24 protein-coding genes, 1 tRNA gene and 1 pseudogene are annotated in these 23,444 nt (G+C 70.1%); 17 read left to right on the forward strand and 9 right to left on the reverse strand.

The window, feature by feature from the left end; genetic code table 11:
- The first annotated feature begins 110 nt into the window (after window positions 1-110).
- A tRNA-Leu gene (locus ACIBR0_RS17430) sits at window positions 111-194 on the forward strand.
- Window positions 195-211: 17 nt separating this feature from the next.
- Entirely contained in the window at window positions 212-442 is a 231-nt protein-coding gene (locus tag ACIBR0_RS17435) for a hypothetical protein (protein WP_396716688.1), read from the forward strand.
- Window positions 443-526: 84 nt separating this feature from the next.
- Here ACIBR0_RS17435 and ACIBR0_RS17440 read toward each other — a convergent pair whose 3' ends face one another.
- The 4 genes from ACIBR0_RS17440 to ACIBR0_RS17455 form a co-directional block, all read right to left on the reverse strand.
- Window positions 527-1,201, reverse strand: a complete 675-nt coding sequence (locus tag ACIBR0_RS17440; protein WP_396716690.1) for a TetR/AcrR family transcriptional regulator — start codon at window positions 1,199-1,201, stop codon at window positions 527-529.
- A complete protein-coding gene (locus ACIBR0_RS17445) occupies window positions 1,198-1,644 on the reverse strand; it encodes an SRPBCC family protein (protein ID WP_396716692.1) in 447 nt (148 codons plus the stop codon). The genes ACIBR0_RS17440 and ACIBR0_RS17445 overlap by 4 nt, the downstream gene beginning before the upstream one ends.
- A gap of 355 nt (window positions 1,645-1,999) precedes the next feature.
- Window positions 2,000-2,845 carry an LLM class flavin-dependent oxidoreductase gene (locus ACIBR0_RS17450; protein WP_396716694.1) on the reverse strand — a complete coding sequence of 282 codons (846 nt, stop codon included), beginning with the start codon at window positions 2,843-2,845 and terminating at the stop codon, window positions 2,000-2,002.
- 151 nt (window positions 2,846-2,996) lie between these two features.
- A complete protein-coding gene (locus tag ACIBR0_RS17455; protein ID WP_396716696.1) occupies window positions 2,997-4,016 on the reverse strand; it encodes an aldo/keto reductase in 1,020 nt (339 codons plus the stop codon).
- Between the two features lie 146 nt (window positions 4,017-4,162).
- Here ACIBR0_RS17455 and ACIBR0_RS17460 point away from each other — a divergent pair, with 146 nt between their 5' ends.
- The gene (locus tag ACIBR0_RS17460) at window positions 4,163-4,750 is read left to right on the forward strand and encodes a TetR/AcrR family transcriptional regulator (RefSeq protein WP_396716698.1); all 588 of its coding nucleotides are present in this window, start codon (window positions 4,163-4,165) and stop codon (window positions 4,748-4,750) included.
- Window positions 4,751-4,980: 230 nt separating this feature from the next.
- On the opposite strand, the pseudogene ACIBR0_RS17465 reads toward ACIBR0_RS17460, so the two are convergent.
- Window positions 4,981-5,594 (reverse strand): annotated as a pseudogene (locus ACIBR0_RS17465) (response regulator).
- Window positions 5,595-5,911: 317 nt separating this feature from the next.
- Between ACIBR0_RS17465 and ACIBR0_RS17470 the strand changes: the two are divergent.
- From ACIBR0_RS17470 to ACIBR0_RS17485, 4 genes are all read left to right on the forward strand, one after another.
- On the forward strand, window positions 5,912-7,273 hold the full coding sequence (locus ACIBR0_RS17470) for a rhodanese-like domain-containing protein (RefSeq protein ID WP_396716699.1): 1,362 nt from the start codon (window positions 5,912-5,914) through the stop codon (window positions 7,271-7,273).
- Complete coding sequence (locus ACIBR0_RS17475) at window positions 7,270-8,577, forward strand: MFS transporter (RefSeq protein WP_396716701.1); 1,308 nt, start codon at window positions 7,270-7,272, stop codon at window positions 8,575-8,577. The genes ACIBR0_RS17470 and ACIBR0_RS17475 overlap by 4 nt, the downstream gene beginning before the upstream one ends.
- The gene (locus ACIBR0_RS17480; RefSeq protein ID WP_396716703.1) at window positions 8,570-9,235 is read left to right on the forward strand and encodes an ArsR/SmtB family transcription factor; all 666 of its coding nucleotides are present in this window, start codon (window positions 8,570-8,572) and stop codon (window positions 9,233-9,235) included. Before ACIBR0_RS17475 ends, ACIBR0_RS17480 begins: the two co-directional genes overlap by 8 nt.
- 127 nt (window positions 9,236-9,362) lie before the next feature.
- The gene (locus ACIBR0_RS17485; RefSeq protein WP_396716705.1) at window positions 9,363-9,500 is read left to right on the forward strand and encodes a hypothetical protein; all 138 of its coding nucleotides are present in this window, start codon (window positions 9,363-9,365) and stop codon (window positions 9,498-9,500) included.
- Window positions 9,501-9,544: 44 nt separating this feature from the next.
- Here the strand turns inward: ACIBR0_RS17485 and ACIBR0_RS17490 are convergent, their stop codons facing one another.
- Window positions 9,545-10,957, reverse strand: a complete 1,413-nt coding sequence (locus tag ACIBR0_RS17490) for a PLP-dependent aminotransferase family protein (RefSeq protein ID WP_396716707.1) — start codon at window positions 10,955-10,957, stop codon at window positions 9,545-9,547.
- A gap of 47 nt (window positions 10,958-11,004) precedes the next feature.
- Here ACIBR0_RS17490 and ACIBR0_RS17495 point away from each other — a divergent pair, with 47 nt between their 5' ends.
- Both ACIBR0_RS17495 and ACIBR0_RS17500 read left to right on the forward strand, forming a co-directional pair.
- Window positions 11,005-12,219, forward strand: coding sequence for an MFS transporter (locus tag ACIBR0_RS17495; RefSeq protein ID WP_396716709.1), 1,215 nt, complete (start codon window positions 11,005-11,007; stop codon window positions 12,217-12,219).
- The gene (locus ACIBR0_RS17500) at window positions 12,212-12,823 is read left to right on the forward strand and encodes a dihydrofolate reductase family protein (RefSeq protein WP_357029976.1); all 612 of its coding nucleotides are present in this window, start codon (window positions 12,212-12,214) and stop codon (window positions 12,821-12,823) included. The genes ACIBR0_RS17495 and ACIBR0_RS17500 overlap by 8 nt, the downstream gene beginning before the upstream one ends.
- A gap of 62 nt (window positions 12,824-12,885) precedes the next feature.
- Here ACIBR0_RS17500 and ACIBR0_RS17505 read toward each other — a convergent pair whose 3' ends face one another.
- Window positions 12,886-13,017 carry a PLP-dependent transferase gene (locus ACIBR0_RS17505; RefSeq protein WP_396716711.1) on the reverse strand — a complete coding sequence of 44 codons (132 nt, stop codon included), beginning with the start codon at window positions 13,015-13,017 and terminating at the stop codon, window positions 12,886-12,888.
- A gap of 287 nt (window positions 13,018-13,304) precedes the next feature.
- Between ACIBR0_RS17505 and ACIBR0_RS17510 the strand changes: the two genes are divergently transcribed.
- From ACIBR0_RS17510 to ACIBR0_RS17540, 7 genes are all read left to right on the forward strand, one after another.
- A complete protein-coding gene (locus ACIBR0_RS17510) occupies window positions 13,305-13,658 on the forward strand; it encodes a hypothetical protein (protein ID WP_396716713.1) in 354 nt (117 codons plus the stop codon).
- On the forward strand, window positions 13,655-13,945 hold the full coding sequence (locus ACIBR0_RS17515) for a hypothetical protein (protein WP_357029468.1): 291 nt from the start codon (window positions 13,655-13,657) through the stop codon (window positions 13,943-13,945). Before ACIBR0_RS17510 ends, ACIBR0_RS17515 begins: the two co-directional genes overlap by 4 nt.
- Before the next feature lie 15 nt (window positions 13,946-13,960).
- Window positions 13,961-14,971: an MvdC/MvdD family ATP grasp protein gene (locus ACIBR0_RS17520; RefSeq protein ID WP_396716740.1), complete on the forward strand. Its 1,011-nt coding sequence runs from the start codon at window positions 13,961-13,963 to the stop codon at window positions 14,969-14,971.
- Between the two features lies 1 nt (window position 14,972).
- A complete protein-coding gene (locus ACIBR0_RS17525; RefSeq protein ID WP_396716715.1) occupies window positions 14,973-15,998 on the forward strand; it encodes a TlpA family protein disulfide reductase in 1,026 nt (341 codons plus the stop codon).
- Complete coding sequence (locus tag ACIBR0_RS17530) at window positions 15,995-17,809, forward strand: ABC transporter ATP-binding protein (RefSeq protein ID WP_396716716.1); 1,815 nt, start codon at window positions 15,995-15,997, stop codon at window positions 17,807-17,809. The genes ACIBR0_RS17525 and ACIBR0_RS17530 overlap by 4 nt, the downstream gene beginning before the upstream one ends.
- Before the next feature lie 203 nt (window positions 17,810-18,012).
- Window positions 18,013-18,564, forward strand: coding sequence for a PadR family transcriptional regulator (locus ACIBR0_RS17535; protein WP_396716717.1), 552 nt, complete (start codon window positions 18,013-18,015; stop codon window positions 18,562-18,564).
- Between the two features lie 22 nt (window positions 18,565-18,586).
- Window positions 18,587-20,308 (forward strand): acyl-CoA dehydrogenase family protein, encoded by a 1,722-nt coding sequence (locus ACIBR0_RS17540; RefSeq protein WP_396716719.1) that lies wholly within the window; start codon window positions 18,587-18,589, stop codon window positions 20,306-20,308.
- A 161-nt stretch (window positions 20,309-20,469) separates the two neighbouring features.
- Here the strand turns inward: ACIBR0_RS17540 and ACIBR0_RS17545 are convergent, their stop codons facing one another.
- Both ACIBR0_RS17545 and ACIBR0_RS17550 read right to left on the reverse strand, forming a co-directional pair.
- On the reverse strand, window positions 20,470-22,341 hold the full coding sequence (locus ACIBR0_RS17545) for a CocE/NonD family hydrolase (RefSeq protein WP_396716721.1): 1,872 nt from the start codon (window positions 22,339-22,341) through the stop codon (window positions 20,470-20,472).
- A gap of 61 nt (window positions 22,342-22,402) precedes the next feature.
- On the reverse strand, window positions 22,403-22,822 hold the full coding sequence (locus ACIBR0_RS17550; RefSeq protein WP_396716723.1) for an MmcQ/YjbR family DNA-binding protein: 420 nt from the start codon (window positions 22,820-22,822) through the stop codon (window positions 22,403-22,405).
- Between the two features lie 73 nt (window positions 22,823-22,895).
- Here ACIBR0_RS17550 and ACIBR0_RS17555 point away from each other — a divergent pair, with 73 nt between their 5' ends.
- Entirely contained in the window at window positions 22,896-23,303 is a 408-nt protein-coding gene (locus tag ACIBR0_RS17555; RefSeq protein WP_396716725.1) for a VOC family protein, read from the forward strand.
- Window positions 23,304-23,444: the final 141 nt, after the last annotated feature.

Genomic DNA, 23,444 nt, shown 5'->3' on the forward strand with positions numbered 1-23,444 from the left:
GCCGATGTGCATGATCCATCAGGGGCGTGTACAGTAACTCCCCGTGCGGCCCGCCGGGCGGCCGACCGGTGGAAAGATCATTCGGTTGGCGCGGTAGGCTGGACGAGCAGGTCCGGGTGGCGGAATGGCAGACGCGCTAGCTTGAGGTGCTAGTGCCCGTATAGGGCGTGGGGGTTCAAGTCCCCCCTCGGACACGAACCGAATCCCAACGGTGCGCGGCAAGGTCAACACTTGCCCGCACCGTTTGTGTTTCGGCGTCGTACGACAGGTGCAGCCCGAGGCTGCGGTAGACCTCCAGCTTGTGTTCCGGCTCGGCGTCCCGCAGGGCGCCCACGAGGTCGCCGAGTTCCTCGACGATCGCGATGATCTGTTCCTCGCTGAAGCGAGGAGGATGTCGGTTTCCTCTTTCGACTGGCGGTGCTGGTGTCGTTCAGCCTGTTGACGTTCGGCCTGGGACCGGGTTCGTGGCGGTTCCGGAAGCGACGGCGTCCTGGTGGGTTCCGCTCCCCTTACTGTGCCCCGACCCTCAGCAGGCAGGTTGAGGGTCGGAACCTCCAGGAACAGGCCCGGCGTCCCCGCCGTGGCCACGACGCCCGAACGTGGCGGGGTCCCCCGCCGGCTGATCCCGGCCTGTCTGTCTCGGCGCTCGTGTCGGTGGGTCGGGTTTGGTCGTGGCGTAGGCCCTGGCGGCCGCGGCGTAGATGGCGTCGATGTCGGCGTCGGGGGGAAATCGGTCGGCGAGTTCGAGGTCGACGAGGCCTTTGATGGTGGCCCAGGCGGCACGAGCCATATCCCTGTCACCGTCGTAGGCGGCGACGAGCGGTGCCCCGGCGCGGTCTTCCAGGCCGACGGGCAGTCGTGCCCGGTTGAGGGGTCGGTCATTGATCAGCTGGTGCATGTGGGGGTGACTCAGTGCCCATGTCCGGTAGGCACGGGCGAGCGCGGGGAACGTCGCGGGCACATCCTGCAAGGCGTCGGCCTGCTCGGCCAGACCGGCGGCAGTCAGCGTGTCCTCGATCGTGGCCTTGTCCGGAACGTGCTTGTAGACCGACGGGCCGCGGATCCCGACCGCGGCGCCGAGTCGGCGGATGGTGATCGCCTCGGCGCCCTCGGTCTCCAGCAGGTGCCGCGCGGCGGCGATGAGTTCCGCACGCCGATCTGTCCGGATGGTGGCCGCGGCGTCCGCGGCATCGGCGGTCATCGTGGGGAGTGGGCGGTCTCGACGCGCTGCTTGAGCGCGTGGTTGAAGGCATCGAACCCGGCGTGGGTGTTCTTCAGTGTGCCCTTGAACAGGGCGGCGAGGAGTCCCGAGAAGCGCTCGCCGTGGATCAGGTGAGTGGTTCCGTCAGCGTTGGCGGTGAGGACGAACGAGTGTTCACCGTCGAACAGTCCACCGACGCCGAGCTTGCCGAGCCAGCGCAGTTCCTGGCCCGGGTTCGCGGTCAGCACGGTGGGTTTGAAGGTCATGCTGCGTCCCCCGGGTGGGCTCAGGTGCACGACAAGCTTGGTACCGACCTGAGCGGTGCCCTCGATGCGGCGCATGAACGGGTTCCAATCCGGATAGGCGGCGAAGTCGGTAAGAACCTCCCACACGGCCTGCGGACTGGCGGCGATGTCAATCGTGGTGCTGATGGCTGTGCTCATGGTTCGCTCCGTCCAATGCACGGCTAACGCTGTTAGCCACCATGGTAGCTAACAGGGTTAGCCGCACGAAGAGATTCTGGGAACGGGTCGGACGCCGGGTGGACCACGCCACGTCGCACGCCCAAAGCTTGGATCTCACATCAACGTCAGATTCAACGGTCAAGCCATGACAACACTCTCCGACAGTGTCTCCCTCAGAGAACTCCACCTTCTCGACCGGATCGTGATGGCCCCGATGACGCCGGTGCGATCCAACCGTGATGGGCCTGACCTGGCCAGATGGGAACGCTCCGCCCGGGAGGCGAAGCGCGCGTTGCCCGGGTCGGAGATCAACCCGATCGAACCGCCACGGCCGCTATGTGGTCGACGGGGTGATGAGCTCGTCGGCGACCCAACCTGCGACGCCAGCGGGGTAGGGCGCCGGCAGCACGAGCACGATGTGCCCGAAGCCGGCGCCGATCGCCCTGCCGACGGCGTCCTGGGTGAGCCCGGGCTGATCGTAGGAGACGGGCAGATTGATCGAGCGGGTGATCGACGCGGGGTCGCGGCCGATTTCGGCGCAGTAGCGTTCCAGCAGGGCACCGCGGCTGACGGCGTCGTCGACGTCCCCGCTGGCGATGTTCCAGATGTCCGCGTGCTCGGCGACCACCCGCAACGTGGCGGCGGAGCGGCCACCGATCACGATCGGCGGGTGCGGGCGCTGCATGGGCTTGGGGCTGGCGAACGCTCCGGTGAGGTCGACGTACGTGCCGTGGAAGTCGAACGGCTCGTTGTCGGTCCAGAGCCGCCGAATGACCGTGAGCGCCTCGGCGAGGCTGCCCACGGCGTCGGCGGTGTCGGCGAAGGGCAGGCCGTGCGCGGCGTACTCCCGCCGGGCCAGGGGGTGACCAGGCCGTGACCCGACGCCGATGCCGAAGTCGAGGCGCCCGCCGGAGACGATGTCGACGACCGTGGCGATCTTGGCGAGCATCGCGGGAGGCCGGAAGCGGTTGCTGGTCACCATCACGCCCAGGCGCAGCCGCTCGGTCTGCGCGGCGAGGGCGGAGAGCAGGGTCCAGCCTTCGTACGCCGGTCCGCCCGGGTCGCCACCGATGGGCATGAGGTGGTCGAACAGCCACGCGTGCTCGATCTCGGCGATGGTGTCCGCTTCCTGCCAGACCCGCAGGATGTCGTGGTAGTCGACCTGCATCGGGGCGGTCATGAGCCCGAAGCTGGGCGAGGGCTGGCTTGGCATGGGTCCGTTGGTCCTTTCGACGCGAGCCTGGGAAGGCCTGGCTGTGCGGCGGGTCAGGCGGCAGGCGGACGCGCAGGCGCACGTCCGTCTGCCGCCCGGTCACTGACGTGCCGAGTGATCAGCGGCGGCGCAGCGCCGGCTCGAGCAGAGCGGGCGGGGTGTCGTTCTTCTCGTGGGCGGCGAGGTCGACGCCGGGAGCCACGATCGCGTCGATCGCGTCCAGCACGTCGGCCGAGAGCACCGTGTCCGCGGCGGCGAGCTGCGAGCGGAGGTGGTCCATCGTGCGGGGGCCGATGATCGCGCTGGTCACGCCCGGGTGCGCGGTGACGAAGCCGAGCGCGAGTTGGATCATGCTGAGGCCAGCCTCGTCGGCAACTGTGGCGAGCTGCTCGACGGCGTCGAGCTTGGCGCGGTTGGCGGGGATACTGATGTCGTAGCGCTGCTGCATGAAGCCCGCGCGGTTCGTGCTGATTTCCTGGCCGGCACGGATCGCGCCGGACAGCCAGCCCGACGCCAGCGGGCTCCAGGCGAGGACGCCCACGCCGTACTCCTGCGTCGTGGGCAGCACGTGGGTCTCGATGCCGCGCTGCAGGATCGAGTAGTTCGGCTGCTCGGTCACGTAACGGCTCAGACGTCCCTCGCGGGCGGCCCACTGCGCCTGCACGATGCGGTAGGCCGGAAAGGTCGAGGAGCCGAAGTAACGGATCTTGCCCGCGCGCTGCAGGTCCGTCAGCGCCGACAGCGTCTCGTCGTCGCTGGTCGTCGGATCCCACCGGTGCATCTGGTAGAGGTCGACGTGGTCGACGCCGAGGCGGCGCAGGCTGTTCTCCAGCGCGGTGACCAGCCAGCGGCGCGAGCCGCCCCGCTGGTTGCGCTCGTCGCCCATCGGCAGGGTCGCCTTGGTGGCCAGGACGACGTCGTCCCGGCGGCCGGCGATGGCCTTGCCGACCATCTCCTCGGACTGGCCGCCGCTGTAGGCGTCGGCGGTGTCGATGAGGTTGATCCCCGCCTCGAGCGCTGCGTCGACGATGGCGGTGGCTTCCTCCTGGGTGGTGTTGCCGATCTTGCCGAAGTTCATCGCGCCGAGTACGAGGGTGCTGACCTGCACACCAGTGCGACCCAACGTGCGGTACTGCATGACTGTTCTCCTTACAGACGTCCGGCGGTACACGGTTTGGTGGCAGCCCGTCCGGTCAGTATGCTGAGCAAGCGGAACGCTGTTCCGATAACCAACATACGGAACGGCGTTCCGGATGCCAAGCGGAGTGACGGAGGTAACGCGACGTGGCCGACATCGACAGCGGCTCGGAGCAACCGGTCCGGCGCAAGCGGGCCGACGCCCGGCGCAACGAGAGGGTCCTGCTCGACGCCGCCGCCGCGGCGTTCGTCACCTCCGGCGTCGACGTGCCCGTGCGGGACATCGCCGTCAGGGCGGGCGTCGGCGTGGGCACGATCTACCGCCACTTCCCCACCCGGGCCGACCTCATCGTCGCCGTCTACCGGCACCAGATCGAGGCGTGCGCGGAGGCGGGACCGGCCCTACTGGCCGACAGCGACACACCGCACGCCGCCCTGGCACAGTGGATCGACCTGTTCGTCGACTTCCTGGTCACCAAGCACGGTCTCGCCGCAGCGCTACAGTCCGACGACGCCGCCTTCCAGACGCTGCACGCCTACTTCCTCGACCGGCTCGTCCCGGTCTGCGACCAGCTCCTCGACGCCGCCGTCGCCGCCGACGAGATCCGCCCCGACATGGACGCCTACGGGCTGCTGCGCGGCGTCGGCAATCTCTGCATCGGCGCGGGCAGCGATCCCCGTTACGACGCACGCCGCCTGGTCGACCTCCTCGTCGCCGGGCTTCGCGTCCGCTAGCCGGCGGGCGAGCTCAGGGGCCGACGGCGGGCCCGACCACGAATGGCCGGACCCGCCGCCATCGGCCGACGGTCGGCGACCTGAATCGCGTCGAGTGCTGGCCCACGACGGCGGGCGAAGTCGTCCACATCCAGCACGATCGGCGTCCGGCCGCGGGTCGGGCATCCGACGGATCATCCGGATCAACGTCGGACCAGCACCTCGTGGCCGCCCAACCTGACAGTAGGTGCTCAGGCACGCGGTTCAACCAGGCCGTTGTCGTACGCGAAGATGGCTGCCTGGATGCGGTCTCGCGCTCCGATCTTGGCCAGGACGCGTCCGACATGCTTCTTCACCGTGGATTCGGTGAGGGTGTAGCGTTCGGCGATCTCGGTGTTGGTGGCGCCCTGGCCGATCGCTTCGAGGACCTCTCGCTCCCGCTCGCTCAGCGTGGTCAGGCGGGGGTCGGCATGTGTGGTCGGTTCCGGATGCTGGAGGTAGGCGTCCATCAGCTTGCGGGTCAGGCTGGGGCTACCACTGAGTCTCCGCTCGCGACGGCGCGGATACCGGCGATCAGTTCCTCGGGGCGGGCGTCTTTGAGCAGGAAGCCGCTCGCTCCGGCTCGCAGTCCGGCGTAGACGTATTCGTCCAGGTCGAATGTGGTCAGGATCAGCACACGGGTACGTGAGCCGGCCGCGGTGATGCGTCGGGCGGCCTCGATGCCGTCCATGCCGGGCATGCGCACGTCCATCAGCACCACATCGGGCCGGGTCTGATCGACTTTCCGCACTGCCTCGGCGCCGGTGGCGGCCTCGCTCACCACGGTGATGCCGGGGGTGCCATCGAGCAGCATCTTGAAGCCCATTAGTTGCAACTGCTGGTCGTCGGCCCATGCCGAGGGAGAACGCGCCGACCCTCTTGTGGGCGACGGCCGAGAGGCCGACCCGGCCGAGCACCTCGTCGACGCGCGAGCGCGGGATGCCGTACGTACGAGCCAAGGACAGAAGGTGACACTACTTCGTCCTGAAAAGGTGATTCGCGCTGGTCAGGTTCGGGTCGCCGGGTGGGGCGTGGTGGCCTTCTGGCGCAGGCGGCTCCTCGCCCGCGACTCCTCCAATGTTCGTTGGAATACTGTATGTTGGTGGTGGTTGCCGACGTGGGCGGCTCGGCGAGGAGGATGTGATGGCTGAGGTGAACGTGGTTCCGCTGGTCGATGAGGGTCTGGGGAACTCGGCATATCTGCTGGATCTTGGTGGTGGGCGGGCGCTGGCGGTGGACGCGAGCCGTGACCTGCGGGCGCTGCGGGCGGTCGCCGAGCGTCGTGGCCTGCGGATCGCGTATGCCGCTGACACGCACCTGCACGCGGATTTCCTGTCCGGCGCCCGTGACCTGGCGGCCAGCGACGGTGCGCGGGTGCTGGCCTCGGCGGCGGGCAAGCGCGAGTTCGGACACGTCGCGCTGGCCGATGGGGACGAGGTGGACCTGGGTGGGTTGACCATTCGGGCCCTGGCGACCCCGGGGCACACGCACGAGCACATCGCCTTCGAGGTGCTGGACGGCCGGAGGACCGTTGGGGTGTTCACCGGGGGATCGCTGCTGGTCGGGGCTGCCGCGCGTACCGACCTGGTGGCGCCGGAGCGCACCGAGGAACTGGCCCGGGCCCAGTACCGGTCGCTGCGCCGTCTCGCGACGCTTGACGACGCGGTGGCGGTGTGGCCGACACATGGCGCGGGGTCGTTCTGCTCAGCACCGCCCAGCGCGGAACGGACCTCGACCATCGGCGCTCAGAGGGCGACGAACGCGCTGTTGCGCGCCGAGTCCGAGGACGCGTTCGTGACGGCGCTGCTGGGTTCTCTGGGCACGTTCCCGCCGTACTTCCTGCGGCTGCCGGAGCTGAACCGTCTCGGGCCGGCGCTGGTCGGGAGCGCAGCAGGCCTGCCTGACCTGGAGGTCGAGGACGTTCGGCGCCTGCGCGAGGCCGGGGCCGAGGTTGTCGATGTTCGGCCGGCCGGCGACTTCGCCGCCGGACACATTCCAGGCTCGCTGTCCATTCCGCTGCGCGGGGTGTTCGCCACCTGGCTGGGATGGCTCGTCGACCCCGGCCGCCCGCTGGTCGTGGTTCGCAACGCCGACCAGGATCCCGACGAGGTGATCTGGCAGGCCTTGAAGATCGGCTACGACCGGCTCGCTGGTGAGTTGACCGGGGGCATGGCCGCCTGGATCGCGGCCAGTGGGCAGCGCAGGTCGATTCCGTTGGTCGACGCCGCGGCGCTGGCCGGCGCCTCCGTGCTGGACATCCGGCAGACCAGCGAGTTCGCCGCCGGTCACGTCCCGGGCGCCCGGCACATCGAACTCGGCGGCCTTGCCGCTCGTGCCGATGCAGCGCCAGCCGGGCGCACCGTGGTGATGTGTGGCCACGGAGAACGGGCGATGACGGCCGCCAGCCTGCTCGCCCGGGCCGGCCGCACCGATCTCGCCGTCCTCGCCGGCGGCCCGTCAGACTGGTCCACCGCGACCGGCGCGAAGCTGGAGGTAGGAGCATGAGTCTGCGCGCCACTCAACGCCCGATCATCCTGGGCCTGCGGCAGAACGCCGCGCAGTTCTTTCTGCTCGTCGCGGTCAATGCCCTTGTGGGCGGGATGCTCGGCCAGGAGCGGACGGTGCTGCCGCTGCTGGCGGAGTCTGAGTTCGGTCAGCAGGCGTACACCGCCGCGCTGACCTACATCCTGGCCTTCGGCATGGCAAAGGCCGCGACGAACTACTTCGCCGGCACCTGGTCCGACCGCTACGGGCGCAGACCGGTGCTGGTCGCAGGCTGGCTGATCGCCGTCCCGGTTCCGCTGCTGCTGATCTGGGCACCCACGTGGGGGTGGGTCGTCGCCGCCAACGTGCTGCTCGGCGTCAGCCAGGGTCTGACCTGGTCCACCACAGTGATCATGAAGATCGACCTGGTGGGGCCGGCCCGGCGCGGGTTCGCGATGGGGCTCAACGAGGCCGCCGGCTACGTGGCCGTCGCCGCGACCGCGCTCGCCACCGGCTACCTCGCCGAGGCGTACGGGCTGCGCCCGGCACCGTTCCTGCTCGGGATCGCGTACGCGGCGCTCGGGCTGGGCCTGTCGGCGCTCCTGGTGCGAGAAACCCGCGGGCACGCCCGCCTGGAGGCAGCGAACCACGTCGCCCGTGCCGACGGCCGCCACGATCACCTGCATCAGGAGCTGAGCAGCCGGCAGGTGTTCACCCAGACCAGCTTCCGCGAGCCCGCGCTGTCGTCGGCCAGCCAGGCCGGGCTGGTGAACAACCTCAATGACGGTCTCGCGTGGGGGCTGTTCCCCGTGCTGTTCGCCGCCGCAGGCCTGTCCGTCGGACGTATCGGCATCCTGGCGGCGCTCTACCCGGCGGTCTGGGGCCTCGGGCAACTGTTCACCGGCGCACTGTCGGACCGGTGGGGGCGCAAGTGGTTGATCGCCACCGGTATGTGGGTCCAGGCCCTCGGCCTGGCCCTGATCGCCCTCGCCGACGCCTTCACCTGGTGGGCGGTCGCGGCGGTCCTGCTCGGCGCCGGCACCGCCATGGTCTACCCGACACTGCTGGCCGCCATCGGTGACGTCGCGCACCCGGCGTGGCGGGCCCGCTCCGTCGGCATCTACCGGCTCTGGCGCGACGGCGGTTTCGCGGTAGGTGCCCTGCTCGCCGGTGTCGTCGCCGACGCCTTCGGAATCCGGGCCGCAGTCTGGACCGTCGCCGCCCTCACCGCCGCGTCCGGGCTGGTGGTCGCCGCCAGAATGTACGAGACCCACCAACGCCGGACCCCGGCTCCGTCAGCACCGCAGGGAGGCACCAATGGGTGACCGAGCCGCCAAGGACGCCCTGTTCGCCGAGTTCGCCGCCGTCGGCAAAGCCCTCGGCAGCCCGAAGCGCCTGGAACTGCTCGACCTGCTCGCCCAAGGCCCCCGCAGCGTCGAGGACCTCGCCAACGCCGCCGACCTCGGGCTGTCCACCTGCTCGGCACACCTGCAACGTCTCCTCGGAGCCGGGCTCGTCACCGCCCGCCGCGACGGCACCCGGATCTGGTACTCCCTGGCCGGCGACGACGTCGCCGCCCTGTTCGCGAACCTCCGGAGCGTGGCGCAGCGGCACCGACCGCACACCGAGCAAGCCCGCCGGGCCTACCTCGGCCCCGACGACACCAAGCAGGTTGACGTGGCTGAGTTGCTCCGCCGGGCCGAGGCCGGCGACGTCGTTGTCCTCGACGTCCGACCGGCACCGGAGTACGCCGCCGGGCATCTGCCCGGCGCGGTATCCATACCACTTGACGAACTCGAGGACAGGCTCACCGAACTGCCCGAAGACCGAGAGGTCATCGCCTACTGCCGCGGTGCCTACTGCGCCCTCGCCCACGACGCGGTCCGGCTACTCACCGCCCACGGCCGGCAGGCACGACGCGCCACCGACGGCGTCCTGGAATGGCGGGTGGCCGGCCTGCCCGTCCGGGCCCAGGCCGCCTGAACCCGGCCACCGAACCTGTTCGGCATCATCCCGCCCGCCACGACGGGGCATGGGTATGCGCCCCGGCACAGTCGCGACCACCCAGCGAAAGGCATACGTTAGGGGCCTTTTGCCCAGCGTCGCCGGGATGGCGGTGGGCTCCCCCGCGGTGGCCGAGATGGGTCAGCTCGAGGGCGTACGCAGCGAGACGTGCTCGTGGAACACCGGCGTGATCGCCTGCGGGGCGGCGAAGGACTTCGTGCTCTACCGGTTCGCCGACGACTGACCACACAGGACGGTGGACGTTCGATCTCGCACCGGCCGTTCTGATCATGCTGGGGTGGCGGCGTGCAGCAGGTCGGCGATGATGCGGATGCCTTCGCGGATGTCGTCCGTGGTGAGGTTGCCGAAGCCGAGAACGAGTTGCGCTGGATGCGGTTGCGACGTCATGCGGTAGCTGCTCATGCCGTAGAGGCCCACAGATCGGTGTCGGGCGGCTGTGATGATGGTCGATTCGTCGGCGCCGGTTGGTAGTTGGGCGACGGCGTGGAAGCCGGCGGCGAGGCCATGAAGCTCGATGGCGGGTGCGTGTTCCCGCAGCGCTTCCACGAGGGCATTGCGGCGCGTGGCGTAGCGGCGGCGCATGTGGCGTAGGTGCCGGTCGTACGTGCCACCGCGGAGTAGCTCGGCGAGGGCGAGTTGGTCGATGACGGGTGAGCCGCGATCGGCGAGCTGCTTGTGCTTGGCGACTGCGGCCGACAGGTGTGGTGGTGTGAGTGCCCAGCCAAGTCGCAGGGCGGGTGCGAGTGACTTGCTGACAGAGCCGAGCAGCGCCACCCGGTCCGGGGCGAGGCCTTGGAGGGCCCCGACCGGCTCACGGTCGTATCGGAATTCGGTGTCGTAGTCGTCCTCGATGATCGTCGCGTCTCGGGCCGATGCCCACGCGACGACGGCATGTCGCCGTTGCGGGGTCAGGACGACGCCGGTGGGTGACTGGTGTGCCGGGGTGAGGATGACGGCGCGCGCGTTGGTTGCCGAGAGGGCTTCTACGTCGATGCCCTGCACGTCCACGGGTACGGCGACGACCTCCAGACCCAGCGCCTTGCCGATCGTGCGGTGGTCGGGATCGCCGGGGTCCTCGACGGCTACGGTCTTGACGCCGTCGTCGGCGAGCGCGCGCAGGAGCAGGTGAAGCCCTTGCGCGTACCCGGCGCAGATGACCGTGTGGCGAGGGTCTGTGGCCGCGCCACGGACCCGTCGAAGATAGGCGGCGAGTACCTCGCGCAGTGCCGGGTCGCCGTACGGGTCGGGGTAGCCGAGTAGGTGAGTTGGCGCATCTCGGCAGGCGCGGCGTAGTGCGCGGCCCCACTCTTCGCGGGGAAAGCTCGAGAGGTCGGGTACGGCGGGCCGGAAGTCGATGCCGACCGGCACGCTGTCGGTGGGCCGCACCGAACGGTCCGGTGACGGGCGGGCGGTCACGGCCACACGCGTGGCCGCGCCAGGGGAGGCAACGAGGTAACCCTCGGCCTGTAGTTGGGCGTAGCACTCGGTGACCAGACCGCGGGAGACGCCGAGGTCGCCGGCTAGCACGCGAGATGAGGGCAACCGTTCGCCAGCGCCCAACCGACCGGTTCGAATGGCTTCCCGCAGCGCGCGTTCGATCTGATTGCGGAGCGGTTCCCCGCTGTTCCGGTCAACCGGCAGGGGCAGCTCAGGTCCGAAACTGGTCCACTGGACAGGCATCAAACTGGACCTTACAGATGGACCTCTTGCGGTCCTACTGTTCCCCCATGGTTCACCACCCGCCAGCCGTGCAGGCGAACGGCTCGGCGAGCACGACCGTCGAGCCGATCCTGACTACGCCGCTGGTACGGCTGTTGGTGGCCTCGCTCGGCGCGCTGGGCAGCTTCTACCTGCTGATGCCGGTCGTACCGTTGTACGCGGTCGGAACCGGCGCAGGCGGGGTGGGTGCGGGCCTGACGACCGGGGTCCTGATGCTCGGCACGGTGTTGACCGAGTTGGCCGCGCCAGCGTTGATCCGTAGATGCGGCTACCGGACGGTCGTGGCGCTGGCCCTGGTGCTGCTGGGGGCGCCGGCCATCGTGCTCCTGGCGTCGTCGTGGCCGCCGGTGGTGCTGGGGGTTTGCCTCCTGCGCGGGGCGGGACTGGGGATCGTGTTCGTCGCAGGCGCGGCCCTGGCGGCCGAACTGGCGCCGGACGCTCGCCGTACCGAAACGCTCGGGCATTACGGCGCGGCCGTCGGCATCCCATCGATCATCTTTCTCCCCATGGGGGTGTGGCTGAGCCGGCACGTCGGTTTCGCACCCGTCTTCGTCATCGGTGCGGCCCTGGCGATGCTGTCATTGATGGCGGTGCGCGGCCTGCCCGCCAGGTCGTCGCGGGTCGAGCCGGCGCCAACCGGGGTGGTGCGGGACCCGATCGACATGGGTGGTCTTGCCCGCCCGATGGTTGTCTTCGCCGCCGTCGCGTTGGTGGCCGGAGTGCTGCTGACCTTTCTCCCTCTCAGCCTCTCCGCGTCATCGCCCGGGCTGGCAGCGGTGGCGCTCCTTGTGCAGTCGTGCACCACTCCGCTCGCCCGCTGGGTAGCGGGCCGGTACGGCAGCCGGTACGGTGCCAGGCTGCTCCTGCCCGCAGTCATCGCCGTGGTGGGGGGGACCGCCGGGCTCGCCTGCGTACACAGCCCGCTGGCGGTGATCGCCTGCGTGGCGCTGTTCGGCATCGGATTCGGCGTCGCCCAGAACGTGACGTTGGCCCTGATGTTCGACCGCGTAGCCAGGTCCGGCTATCCGCGGGTGAGCATGCTGTGGAACCTCGCCTACGACGCTGGGATGGGCGTCGGGGCCGTCGGGTTCGGTCTCCTTGTCGCCCCGATCGGATATTCGGCGGGGTTCGCGCTGACCGCCGCCGTTCTACTTACCGTCCTCGTGCCCGCATGGCGCGAGTGGCGTCGTTTCCCGCCCGCACAAGGAGAACCAGATGGGTAGCGTCCTGTTGAGCATGAGCGTGTCGTTGGACGGCTTCGCCGCCGGACCTGACGTCACCGCCGAACACCCGATGGGCAGAGGCGGCGAGCGGTTGCACGAGTGGTTGTTCCACGACGGCGGGGATCGCGCGGTGGCAGCCGACGGCGCCACCCCGGTCGGGGTCGATGCCGAGCAGGCACGGGAACGTTACGCGACGACCGGCGCCGTGGTGATCGGAAAGCGTACCTTCGACATCGGTGTGGGCCTGTGGCAGGACACCCCGTTCCCGGTGCCGTGCTTCGTGATCACTCATGCGCCGCGCGACCCGCTGACCATGAAGAGCGACAGTTTCACGTTCGTCACCGACGGACTCCACAGCGCGCTGCGCCGGGCGCAACAAGCAGCGGGCGACAGAAGCGTCCTGATCATGGGTGGTCCCACCACAGGACAACAGTTCGTCAGGGCCGGGCTCGTGGACGAGATCCATCTGCAACTCGTGCCGGTGTTGCTCGGCACCGGAACACGACTGTTCGACGACCTGGGCACCGACCACATCGAACTCGAACGAACCGCGGTCATTGAGTCACCCCACGTCACCCATCTACGCTTTCGCGTCGTGAGGTGAGTGCCGCTCGCCTACGTCATCGCCCTGAACCGCCTGCACGCCCCCGCTGTCCCCGCGCCCGGCTATCCCACCTCGGCCGCTCTGGCCGCCGCCGCGAGGAAGTCGTCCACCAGGTCGGCGGTGTCCTCGATGCCGGTGGAGATGCGCACCAGCCCATCGGAGATGCCGGTGGCGGCCAACTGCTCGGCGTCCACGATGCCCGCCCGGGCCGCAGCACGATGCCGTCGCGCAGGTAGACCCGCTGACGAAGATCTCGTCGTACAGGTAGCGGGTCTCGTGCGGGTTGATCCCGGCGATCCGGCCGACGTCGACGTCGAGGGTGACCGATCGGCTGCCCGGCCGGACGTAGGCGACGAGCCGGTCGCCGTGCCCGTCGTCCGGCCGTCGGCCCGGCACCCCGTCGCGGTGGGGTGACAGCGCGCGTGGAAGTTTCAGCTCCGGGGGCCTTCACAAAGTTAGATGTATCGATAAGGATGTTGACGTGGACGACCAAGGACCAGCTGAGGACGGTGACGTCCAGGGGCGGTCGGCCATCCCCGCCACCGTCCTGCGGCTGGACCGTCCGGAACTCGACGGGACGCGTCTCGTCGTCCGGGCAGTCGACGTCGACCTGCGGGAACAGCGCCGCGTGCACCACCATGCGCCGTTGGGCTACCTGTACGACCGCTCCGACCATGACGAGCTGGAATCCGATCTCACTCTCGACGCCGGGCACTACGACGAGGACAACCTGGTCTGGTCGTTCTCCGCCGACGTGCCCGGAATCATTGGGCTCACCGAGCCGCTGTCGTCGGCCGGCACCTCGCCGGCCGGAAACGAAGGAGACCAGGAATGACGACCACGCTCACCCGCAACCCCCTGCGGACGTCCCTGTCCATGACCAGCGGGCACGACTTCAGCCAGCCGCTGCCGGCCGACCACGAGAAGCAGCCCTTCGGTTACCTGTTCGCCAACTGGGACCCGGGCATGCCGGAGGAGGCCGAGGCGGAGCTGGGCCACTACGACCCCGACCAGCAGGTGTGGGTCACCCCTGACGGCGGCATCACCGCCGGCATCTACACCAAGACCCGCACATCCGGGGCGAACTGCGGTGACTGCGTGACCGACGACGTCTGCGCCTAGGGACGCCACGTGACCATGTCGCCATCGGATCCCGGGATCCTGATCCTTACCCAGGACTTCGACCCCACGGTCGATCCCGTCGTACGGAGTCTCACCGCGAGAGGCGCCAACGTCGTACGCGTCGACCTGAGCTGTTTCCCGCAGACGCTGACGTTCACCACCTCGGATTTCGATGGCGAACGACGGCGGCTGCTGCACCGCGGGCGGGAGATCGACCTCGGTCGGCTCTCCGGGGTGTGGTACCGCCGTCCCACCGCGTTCCGCTTCGATGCCAAGATGAGCGAGGCCGAGCAGCAGTTCGCCCGCAACGAGGCGCTGCACGGCATCGGCGGCATCCTGCGCGCCACCGACTGCCTCTGGGTCAACCGGCCCGACGTCGACGCCGTCGCCGAACTTAAGCCCTACCAGCTCCAGCTCGCCAAGCAGTTCGGCATGCGGGTGCCGCGCACCCTGCTCACCAACGACCCCGCCGAGGTGAAGGCCCTCGTGGAGTCCGCCGACCGGCCGATCGTCTACAAGGCACTCACCGGCGGGGTGATCCACTACCCGGGCGCGTTCCCCAGCGGGCTCTACACCACCGTGGTCGGCGACGAGATCCTGACGCACGCCGACCGGGTCCGGCACACCGTCTGCATGTTCCAGGAGTACGTGGACAAGGCGTACGAGGTACGGCTGACCGTCATCGGCGACACCTGGTTCCCGGTGGTCATCGACTCGCAGGCCATGTCCACCACCTCCGTCGACTGGCGCGGCGAGAACCACCTGCCGTACGGGCCGTACAAGCCGCTGCCCGACGATGTGGTGGCGAAGGTCCAACGGATGCTCGACCGCCTCGACATCGTCTACGCCGCGATCGACTTCATCGTCACCCCCGACGGGGAGCATGTGTTCCTGGAGGTCAACCCGGGCGGCCAGTTCATGTGGATGCAGCACGACCTGGGGTTGCCGCTGGGCGACACCGTCGCGGATCTGCTCCTGGCCGGCGGCCCCTACCGGCGGGGCGAGGTCACCCAGGTCGGCTACTGACATGACGGGCGCGGTGCTGATCGTCGGTCAACTCGTCCTCGCGGTCACCCTCGCCTGGTCGGCGGCGGGCAAGCTGCGTCGGGCGCCCCACGCGGCCTTCCGCGCGTCGCTGCCCCGTACCCTCGGCGTGCCGGCCGGGTTCGTCCGGCCGCTCGCCGTCGGGGTGGTCACTGCCGAGGTGGTCACCGCTGTCACGCTCGTTGCGGCGCTGGCCGTCCCGGCGCTCGCCCCGGCCGGGTACGCCCTGGCCGCCGCCCTGCTGGGGGCCTTCACGGCAGCGGTCGCGGTGATGATCCGCCGAGGGGTACGCGAGCCCTGCCGCTGCTTCGGTGCCACCGACGACCCGCCCGGTCCCGCCCACCTGGCCCGCAACGTGGGGCTGACGGCGGTGGCCGTCGGCGGTACGGTCCTCACACTTGGCGGAGCGCGGCCGGTGTCCCTGAGGGGCACCGGCGGGCCGCCCGGCTGGTCGGGAGGCGAGATGCCCTACCTTCCCCTGGTGCTGGCGCTGCTCACCGTGGTCTGCCTGGCCAACACGGTGGCGCTCGCTGTGGTGCTGCGGCAGCTGCGGCAGCAGTCCGCGTTGTTGAAAGTCAGTATCGAGGGGGTCGCCAACCCGGAGCCGATCATGCTCGCGGCCGGCGCGACGGTCGGCGACTTCGCGGCCACCACCGTTGACGGCGCACCGGTCACCCGGGCCGACCTGCGGGGCGAGACGTTGGTGGCCTTCGTCTCCCCGAGCTGCCCGGCGTGCGCCGAGAGCCTGCCCGGCTTCATCGCCCGGGCCGGGGCCCGACCCGAGGGCCGGGAGGGGGTCTTCGCCGTGGTGCTCGGCTCGGGCGAGGCCGCTGGCCGCCTCAGCGACCAGCTCACCCCGGTGGCCCGGGTGGTCGTCGAACCTGAACGCGGGCCGGTCTCCCGGGCCTTCGGCGTCGACGGCTACCCCGCCTTCGGGCTGCTCGCCGGGGACACGATGGTCGCCAGTCATTTCGTCCTCGACCGGGTTCCGGAGACCGCCGCGTCGTGACCGCCTCGGCGTGGGGCTCCCTGCTCGCCGCGACCCGGATCGCCCGGGACGCCGCGGCCGGCTGGCTCGTCGTGCGGGTCCTGCTCACCGTGGCCACCGGCGCGGTACCGGTCGCGGCGGCCTGGCTGATGAAGATCGTTCTCGACCGGCTGGCCGGCGGCGGGCAGCCGTTGACCGGCCCGGTGCTGCTGCTGGCCGCCGCCGGGGTGGCCGCGGTGCTGCTGCCCGAGCTGGGCCGGTACGTCGACGCCGAGCTGCAACGCCGCGTCGGGCTGACCGCGCGCCGGCACCTCTACACGGCCGTGGGCCGGATGGCCGGGCTGCGCCGCTTCGAGGACCCGGCCTTCCACGACCGGCTCAGCCTCGCCGCGGAGACCGGCCCGACCGGCCCGCCCGAGGTGGTCAGCGGCTCGCTGGGCGCCGCTCAGGGGCTGATCACGATGCTCGCGTTCCTCACCACGCTGGCCACGATCAACCCGTGGATGCTGCTGGTCGTGGCGGTCGCCGCGGTGCCCACCCTGCGCGCCGAGCTGCGGCTGTCCCGGCAACGCGCCGGGCTGCTCTGGGAACAGGGGCACGCGGCTCGTCGGGAGTTCTTCTACGCCCAGCTCATGACCAGCGTCACCGCCGCCAAGGAGGTGCGCCTCTACGGCCTGGGCGGGCTGTTCGGCACCCGGATGCTCACCGAGCTGCGCTCCATCCACGCCGGCCAGCGGCGGATGGACCGGCGGGAGCTGCTCGTCGCCACCCTCCAGGGCCTGCTCGGCGCGGTCGTCGCCGGCCTGGGGCTGGTCTGGGCCGTGGGGGCCGCGCGCTCCGGGGCGCTGACCGTCGGCGACGTCACGGTGTTCGTCGCCGCCGTCGCGGGCGTGCAGGGCGGCATGAGCACGGTCTTCGTCAACGCCGGGCGGCTGCACGAGGCGATGCTGGTGTTCGGGCACTACCGGTTCGTCGTCGAGGCGCCGCCGGACCTGCCGCCCCGCCCGGGTCAGCTGCCGGCGGTGCCGCCGTTGCGGCGGGGCATCGAGTTCGACGACGTCTGGTTCCGTTACGACGACGAGCTGCCCTGGGTGCTGCGCGGGGTGAACCTGACCATCTCCGCCGGCACGTCCGTCGCGCTGGTCGGGCTGAACGGCGCCGGCAAGAGCTCCCTGGTCAAGCTCCTGTGCAGGTTCTACGACCCCACCCGGGGCTGCATCCGCTGGGACGGCGTGGACCTGCGGGACCTGCCGCCGGCCGAGCTGCGCCAGCGGATCGGGGTGGTGTTCCAGGACTTCATGTCGTACGACCTCAGCGCCGCCGACAACATCGGCGTCGGCGACGTGTCCGCGCTCGACGACCTCGACCGGATCCGGGCCGCGGCCCGCCTGGCCGGCATCGACGAGGTGCTGGCCAGCCTGCCGCGCGGCTACGACACCCTGCTCACCCGGGTGTACATGAACGCCGCCGACCGCGACGACCCGACCTCCGGGGTGGTGCTCTCCGGTGGCCAGTGGCAGCGGGTGGCGCTGGCCCGGGCCCTGATGCGGGACGGCTGCGACCTGCTCGTGCTGGACGAGCCGAGCGCGGGCCTCGACGCCGAGGCCGAGCACGAGATCGGCCGGCGGCTGGCCGAGCACCGTACCGGCAGGACCAGCCTGTTGATCTCGCACCGGATGAACACCGTGCGGGACGCCGACCTGATCGCGGTGCTCGCCGACGGGGTGGTCACCGAACGCGGCACCCATGGGGACCTGCTCGCCGCAGGTGGCGCGTACGCCCGGCTGTTCGGCCTCCAGGCCGCCGGCTACCAGGACCCACAGCCGGCCTGACGGCCCGAGCCGCAGTAGAGCAGCGTGGCCGCCTCCCGCAGGCGTAGGTGTCAGGGCTCGGCCGCGCGTCCTGGCGCGGCTTCAGCCTGACGTCGACCGAGAGAGGGTCGCGCCGGCGTGTTTGCCGCGGCTGTCTCAGCCATTCGAGATCCAGACGGTCGCAGGGATTGCTATGCAACTCGTTGCATAGCAGGATCGTCGGTGTGGCACTGGAACACGCGATTCTCGTCTCGCTGCTGGAGCAGCCCGGGTCCGGCTACGAGCTGGCCCGGCGGTTCGAGCGCTCCATCGGCCGGTTCTGGACCGCCACCCACCAGCAGATCTATCGCGTCCTCAGGCGGATGGAGACCGACGGCTGGGTCACCGCCGAGGAGATCGGCCAGGATGGTCGCCCCGACAAGAGGCGCTACTCCGCAGCCGCGGCCGGCCGGGCAGTGCTCACGAGCTGGCTGCGGGAGCCCGTCCGGCCGGAGACGGTCCGCCACGAGCTGGCCGTGAAGATCCGAGGCGCGGCGTTCGACGACGCTGCCGGCCGAGCTGCGCTGATCGCTGAGGTCGAGCGGTACCGCGCCGACCATGAGGCCACCCTCAACAGCTATCTGGCCGGCGAGCGGCGTGACTTTCCCGACGCCGGCGAGCTCGACGCAGGCCGGCGGTTGCAGCACGTCGTGCTGCGGGGCGGTGTCGCGTACGAGCGGATGGTCCTCGACTGGCTCGACGACGTCCTCGAAACCCTTCACGGCCTCGGCCGCTGACCCCCAGGAAGGCAATGCCACCATGGCGAACCCGTTGCTGCTGAACCCGCGCACCTACGACCCCGCACACCTCGACGACGAGACGCGCAGGCTGCTACGCGCCACCGTCGACTTCTTCGAGAACCGCGGCAAGAAGGCGCTGGTCGACAGCTACAACGACCGGGCCTGGTACGGCGACTTCCTGGACTTCGTCGCGAAGGAGGGCCTGTTCGCGACCTTCCTGACGCCGGCAGCTGATGGTGGCGGGGCTGCGGGGAGACGCTGGGACACCGCGCGCAACGCCGCGCTCAGCGAGATCCTCGGCTTCTACGGTCTCGGCTACTGGTACACCTGGCAGGTCACCGTCCTGGGTCTCGGGCCGGTGTGGCAGAGCGCGAACCCGACCGCCCGCGCCCGCGCAGCCCAGTTGCTCGCCGACGGCCATGTCATGGCGTTCGGCCTGTCCGAGCGCAGCCACGGCGCCGACATCTACTCCACCGACATGATCCTCACTCCGGACGGCGCGGACGGATTCCGGGCCAACGGCGGCAAGTACTACATCGGCAACGGCAACGTCGCCGGCCTTGTCTCCGTCTTCGGCCGCCGCGCCGACGTCGAGGGGCCTGACAGCTACGTCTTCTTCGCCGCGGACAGCCGCCACCCCGCCTACCGCCTGGTCAAGAACGTCGTGAACGGGCAGATGTACGTCAGCGAGTTCCGGCTCGAGGACTACCCGGTACGCGGCGAGGACGTGCTGCACACGGGCAAGGCCGCGTTCGACGCCGCGCTCAATACCGTCAACGTCGGCAAGTTCAACCTCTGCACCGCTTCCATCGGCATCTGCGAGCACGCGATGTACGAGGCGGTCACCCACGCGCACCGGCGGGTGCTCTACGGCAAGCAGGTCACCGACTTCCCGCACGTGCGGCGCGAGCTCACCGACGCGTACGTCCGGCTGGTCGCGATGAAGTTGTTCAGCGACCGTGCCACCGACTACTTCCGGTCAGCGGGCCCAGACGACCGGCGGTACCTGCTGTTCAACCCGATGACCAAGATGAAGGTCACCACCGAGGGCGAGCGGGTGATCGACCTGCTGTGGGATGTGATCGCCGCGAAGGGTTTCGAGGCGGACACCTATTTCGACAAGGCCGCCAAGGACATCCGTGGCCTGCCGAAGCTTGAGGGCACCGTGCACGTCAACCTCGCCCTGATCCTGAAGTTCATGCCGAACTACCTGTTCCAACCGGCCGACTTCGTGCCGGTGCCGACCCGGCAGGACCCCGCCGACGACGAGTTCCTCTTCCGCCAGGGACCGGCCCGCGGCCTCGGGGCGATCCGGTTCCACGACTGGCGCAGCGCGTACGACGCGTACGCCGACATCCCGAACGTCGCGGTGCTCCGGGAACAGGCCGACGGACTCTGCGACCTGTTGCGTGCCCACGCCCCGGACGAGGATCAGCAACGCGACCTGGACTTCCTGCTCACCCTGGGCCAGCTCTTCGCGCTGGTCGTCTACGGTCAGCTGATCCTGGAACAGGCCGAGCTGACCGCCCTGGACCGCCACCTGCTCGATGAGATCTTCGCGGTACTCGTCGGGGACTTCTCCGCCTCCGCGACAGACCTGTACGGCAAGGCGGCCACCACCGAGGCGCAGGCCGCCTGGGCGGTGGCGCATCTGCGCCGCCCGACTCCCGACGCGTCCCGCACCGCCGCCGTCTGGGCGCAGGTCGAGGCGCTCTCCGGCGCGTACGAGATGCAGCCGTAGGGCGCTGCCGACCTGATCGAGCGCTACGGGCGGGCCGGGGCACATCCCGGCCCGCCCGCTGTGCCCGCGAGTATCGGCCATGGGTCTGGCGCTGCTTGGTCTGATGCCTCGAGACGCCGCACGGCGGCGGGCCGTGGCCCGCCGCCGTGTCGATCATCCGCTCAGTACATCCAGGACTTCCGCTGCCGCTCGATGGCCTTGTGACCGCTGGTGGTCGCGGTCGCCTCGACCCGCGGCGCCGCCGCTGCCAGGTGCGACAACCGGGCACTGCCCACCACCGGCAGCGTCAGGTGACTTCCGCTCAGGTCCATCCGTACGGTGGCGCCTGTCGTGGTGGGGGTTGTGTATTCGAAGTCGCTCTGCTGCAGGGTCAGGCCCAGCACGTGCCCGGCCCGGACCGTCTGGTCCATGGCCTGCATCGGCACCCTGATCGAGTACCACCGGCCGGGCTGCAGCGGGACCCGGAAGCGCAGGGAGACCCGGTGTGCGGCGTCCTGCCAGCCGCGGGACAGGATGGCGTGGTCGCTGGTCACCACGTCCGCGACGGTGTCGCGGTAGCACGCGTCGTCGGCCGCGGTCGACTCGCCCCAGCACGATTCGGTGTCCAGCGTACGGATGCCCTCGTTGGGCCAGACGGTGTTGACCCGCGGGGTGGTGCCGTAGTCGACCAAGCGGGCGGTGAGCGCGGTGGTCGGCTTGTCGACCTGGACGCGCACGGTCACGGCGGGGATGCCGGAGATCCGCAGGTCGCGGGTGAGCGGGGCGGAGAGGAACGCGATCCGGCCGGCGACCTGCGCGTTCGGGTCGGCCGCGGCGGCGTCCGCCCACAGGTCGGGGTCGTCCACCCAGGTCCGCTCGCCGTCGCCGAGGCGGACCCGCACCTGGTGCGCGCCGGGGGCGGGCCAGGTGGGCTGGTCGGTCCACGTGCCGGGGGAGGTCTCCATGGACACCGGCGGTTCCCGATCGATGCCGTTGCGCAGGCCCTGCAGGTAGAAGTCGAACCAGCGGTGCAGCGTGCGGACCCACTCGTCGCGGCGGAAGTCGAACGGGTCTAGGTGGCCGCCCTGGGAGAGCCACAGCTTGCGGGGCACCCTCAGCGCGTTCCACCACAGCGCGAAGTGGTTGGTCATCACGTTGCCGTCGTTGAGACCGTGCACCAGGAAGACCGAGGCCCGTACCTTCGACGCATGCGGCCGTAGGTCGCGCTCCGCCCAGAAGGCGTTGTAGTTGCCGGTCGCGTCGTCGCTGCCGGTGTCGATGTGCTCCAGGGTCCGGGCGCAGGCCTCAGCCGGGCGGCTGGTGACCAGGTTGAACAGGTACTCGTTCATGTTCGGGGCGACCAGCACGCCGTTGCGCCGCGCGTAGTCGTATCCGCTGGAGGTCGCCGCGATCGGCACGACGGTCTTCAATCCGTCGACGCCGGTGGCCGCCACCCCGTTGGTCACCGTCGCGTCCGCCGACTTGCCGACCATGCCGACCCGGCCGTTGCTCCAGCGGGTCGCCACGGCCGGTGATCCGTCGGCGTAGGTGGCTTCCGCCCGGCCGTTGAGCCAGTCGATGGCGGCCTTCGCGCCGAGGGTGTCCTCGCGCCCGTCGGTGTCCGTGCAGCCGGTGGACCGCCCGGTGCCGGCGATGTCCACGGCGATGACGGCGTAGCCGCGCGGTACGAAGTAGTTGTCGTAGAAGAGCGGTAGCTTGGCGATCGTGCCGGCCGCGTCGTACTCCTTGAGCTCCTTCTCGTTGCCACGCCCGCAGCAGCCGTAGTAGGGCGACGCCTGCATGATGACCGGCACCCGGACGTTGCCGGTCCGGGGCCGCACGATGTCCACGGCCACCTTGTCGGGCACCCCGTCGTGGTCGTTGTCCAGTGGGGTCTTCACCCAGACGCTCTCCCGGATCGCATCGGCGTAGGAGTAGACCGGCACCGTGCTGGTTCCGCGGATGTGCGGAACGGCGGTCGCGGCGTTCGCCGGCGCTACGGCGGCGCCCATTACCGTGACCAGAACAATGGGATGCACGAGGAATCGACGCATGATTAAATTCTAGGGACTTAATATCGGGAGGCCGTGCCGCATAAAACGGGGACGGCGGTGCTCAGCTCATCGGTGGCGGCAGGGCGGCCCGCGCGGCGAGGAACTTCGGGGCCATCTCGCGGTAGCTGTCGGTGACCAGTTCGGTGAGCTCCGTCCAGTCGGTGTGGTCGCCGAGGACGGCGGCGACGACGTTGTGGCCCCAGTCGGCGCGAAAGTACGGGAACCCGTCGGCGGTCAGGCCGAGCAGGTCGTCGACGGGCACCCGGAAGGTCATCACCACCGGTGGCTGACCTGCGGTGACATAGGGCTCGTAGACCGCGAAGCGGCCCGCGTCGGGCGTGTAGGCATGGGCGAAGGTCCGGGTGCGGATCCGCCAGCGCACGCCGATCCAGGCCGGTTCCTCATAGGACTCCGGCAGCTGCCGGCAGATGGGTCGCAACCGGGCCAGGATCTCCGGCGGCACGTCTCCAGGACTCGACACGAGCCGACACTATCGGCCGCCGCACGGTTCCCCAAAACATGGGGCACCGCGAAGGGCGAGGGGTGCGGCAAGAATGATTCCGCTGGGTACGACGTCGGCCGGAAAGGGTGGGCTTGTGAAATTCAGGCGCCGGACAATCGTTTTCGAGACGGCAGATCTCGACGCGGAAAGCGCATTCTGGGCGGGGCTGCTGGACGGCACGGTCGAGGCGAAGGACACGTGGCACAACGTGTGGGTCGAGGGGGAGTGGCACCTGGCCGTCCAGCTCGCCCCCGACCACGTGCCGCCCGTGTGGCCGGACGGGGCCTCGTCGCAGCAGGTTCATCTCGACTTCTACCTCGACGACCTCGAAGCCGCTCACGACAAGGTGCTCAAGCTGGGCGGGCGGCTGGTGAAATCGGTCGACGATCCGGCCGCGCGCACCGGCTTCCGGGTCTACACCGACCCGGCCGGGCACCCCTTCTGCCTCGCCTGGCCGTAGCCGGGACATGACGCTGGTGGCGGGGCGCCCCGGGGGGCCCCCCCCCCCCGTGCCGGGCGCCCACCGCGACCATGTTGTGCCCCCGGTGTGGGGGGGGGTGCCCCCCCGGGGTGTTTGGGACCCCCCTTTTGGGACCCCCCC

The organism is Micromonospora sp. NPDC049497 (assembly GCF_044465805.1).
Taxonomy (GTDB): Bacteria; Actinomycetota; Actinomycetes; order Mycobacteriales; family Micromonosporaceae; genus Micromonospora.

Coding starts and splice junctions, on each gene's coding strand:
- ACIBR0_RS17525 (WP_396716715.1), top strand. CDS start 14,973: ATGACGGGCGCGGTGCTGATCGTCGGTCAACTCGTCCTCGCGGTCACC.
- ACIBR0_RS17515 (WP_357029468.1), top strand. CDS start 13,655: ATGACGACCACGCTCACCCGCAACCCCCTGCGGACGTCCCTGTCCATG.
- ACIBR0_RS17485 (WP_396716705.1), top strand. CDS start 9,363: ATGGCGGTGGGCTCCCCCGCGGTGGCCGAGATGGGTCAGCTCGAGGGC.
- ACIBR0_RS17450 (WP_396716694.1), bottom strand. CDS start 2,845: ATGACCGCCCCGATGCAGGTCGACTACCACGACATCCTGCGGGTCTGG.
- ACIBR0_RS17470 (WP_396716699.1), top strand. CDS start 5,912: ATGGCTGAGGTGAACGTGGTTCCGCTGGTCGATGAGGGTCTGGGGAAC.
- ACIBR0_RS17520 (WP_396716740.1), top strand. CDS start 13,961: ATGTCGCCATCGGATCCCGGGATCCTGATCCTTACCCAGGACTTCGAC.
- ACIBR0_RS17440 (WP_396716690.1), bottom strand. CDS start 1,201: ATGACCGCCGATGCCGCGGACGCCGCGGCCACCATCCGGACAGATCGG.
- ACIBR0_RS17490 (WP_396716707.1), bottom strand. CDS start 10,957: ATGCCTGTCCAGTGGACCAGTTTCGGACCTGAGCTGCCCCTGCCGGTT.
- ACIBR0_RS17540 (WP_396716719.1), top strand. CDS start 18,587: ATGGCGAACCCGTTGCTGCTGAACCCGCGCACCTACGACCCCGCACAC.
- ACIBR0_RS17480 (WP_396716703.1), top strand. CDS start 8,570: ATGGGTGACCGAGCCGCCAAGGACGCCCTGTTCGCCGAGTTCGCCGCC.
- ACIBR0_RS17455 (WP_396716696.1), bottom strand. CDS start 4,016: ATGCAGTACCGCACGTTGGGTCGCACTGGTGTGCAGGTCAGCACCCTC.
- ACIBR0_RS17555 (WP_396716725.1), top strand. CDS start 22,896: ATGATTCCGCTGGGTACGACGTCGGCCGGAAAGGGTGGGCTTGTGAAA.
- ACIBR0_RS17445 (WP_396716692.1), bottom strand. CDS start 1,644: ATGAGCACAGCCATCAGCACCACGATTGACATCGCCGCCAGTCCGCAG.
- ACIBR0_RS17500 (WP_357029976.1), top strand. CDS start 12,212: ATGGGTAGCGTCCTGTTGAGCATGAGCGTGTCGTTGGACGGCTTCGCC.
- ACIBR0_RS17545 (WP_396716721.1), bottom strand. CDS start 22,341: ATGCGTCGATTCCTCGTGCATCCCATTGTTCTGGTCACGGTAATGGGC.
- ACIBR0_RS17475 (WP_396716701.1), top strand. CDS start 7,270: ATGAGTCTGCGCGCCACTCAACGCCCGATCATCCTGGGCCTGCGGCAG.
- ACIBR0_RS17495 (WP_396716709.1), top strand. CDS start 11,005: ATGGTTCACCACCCGCCAGCCGTGCAGGCGAACGGCTCGGCGAGCACG.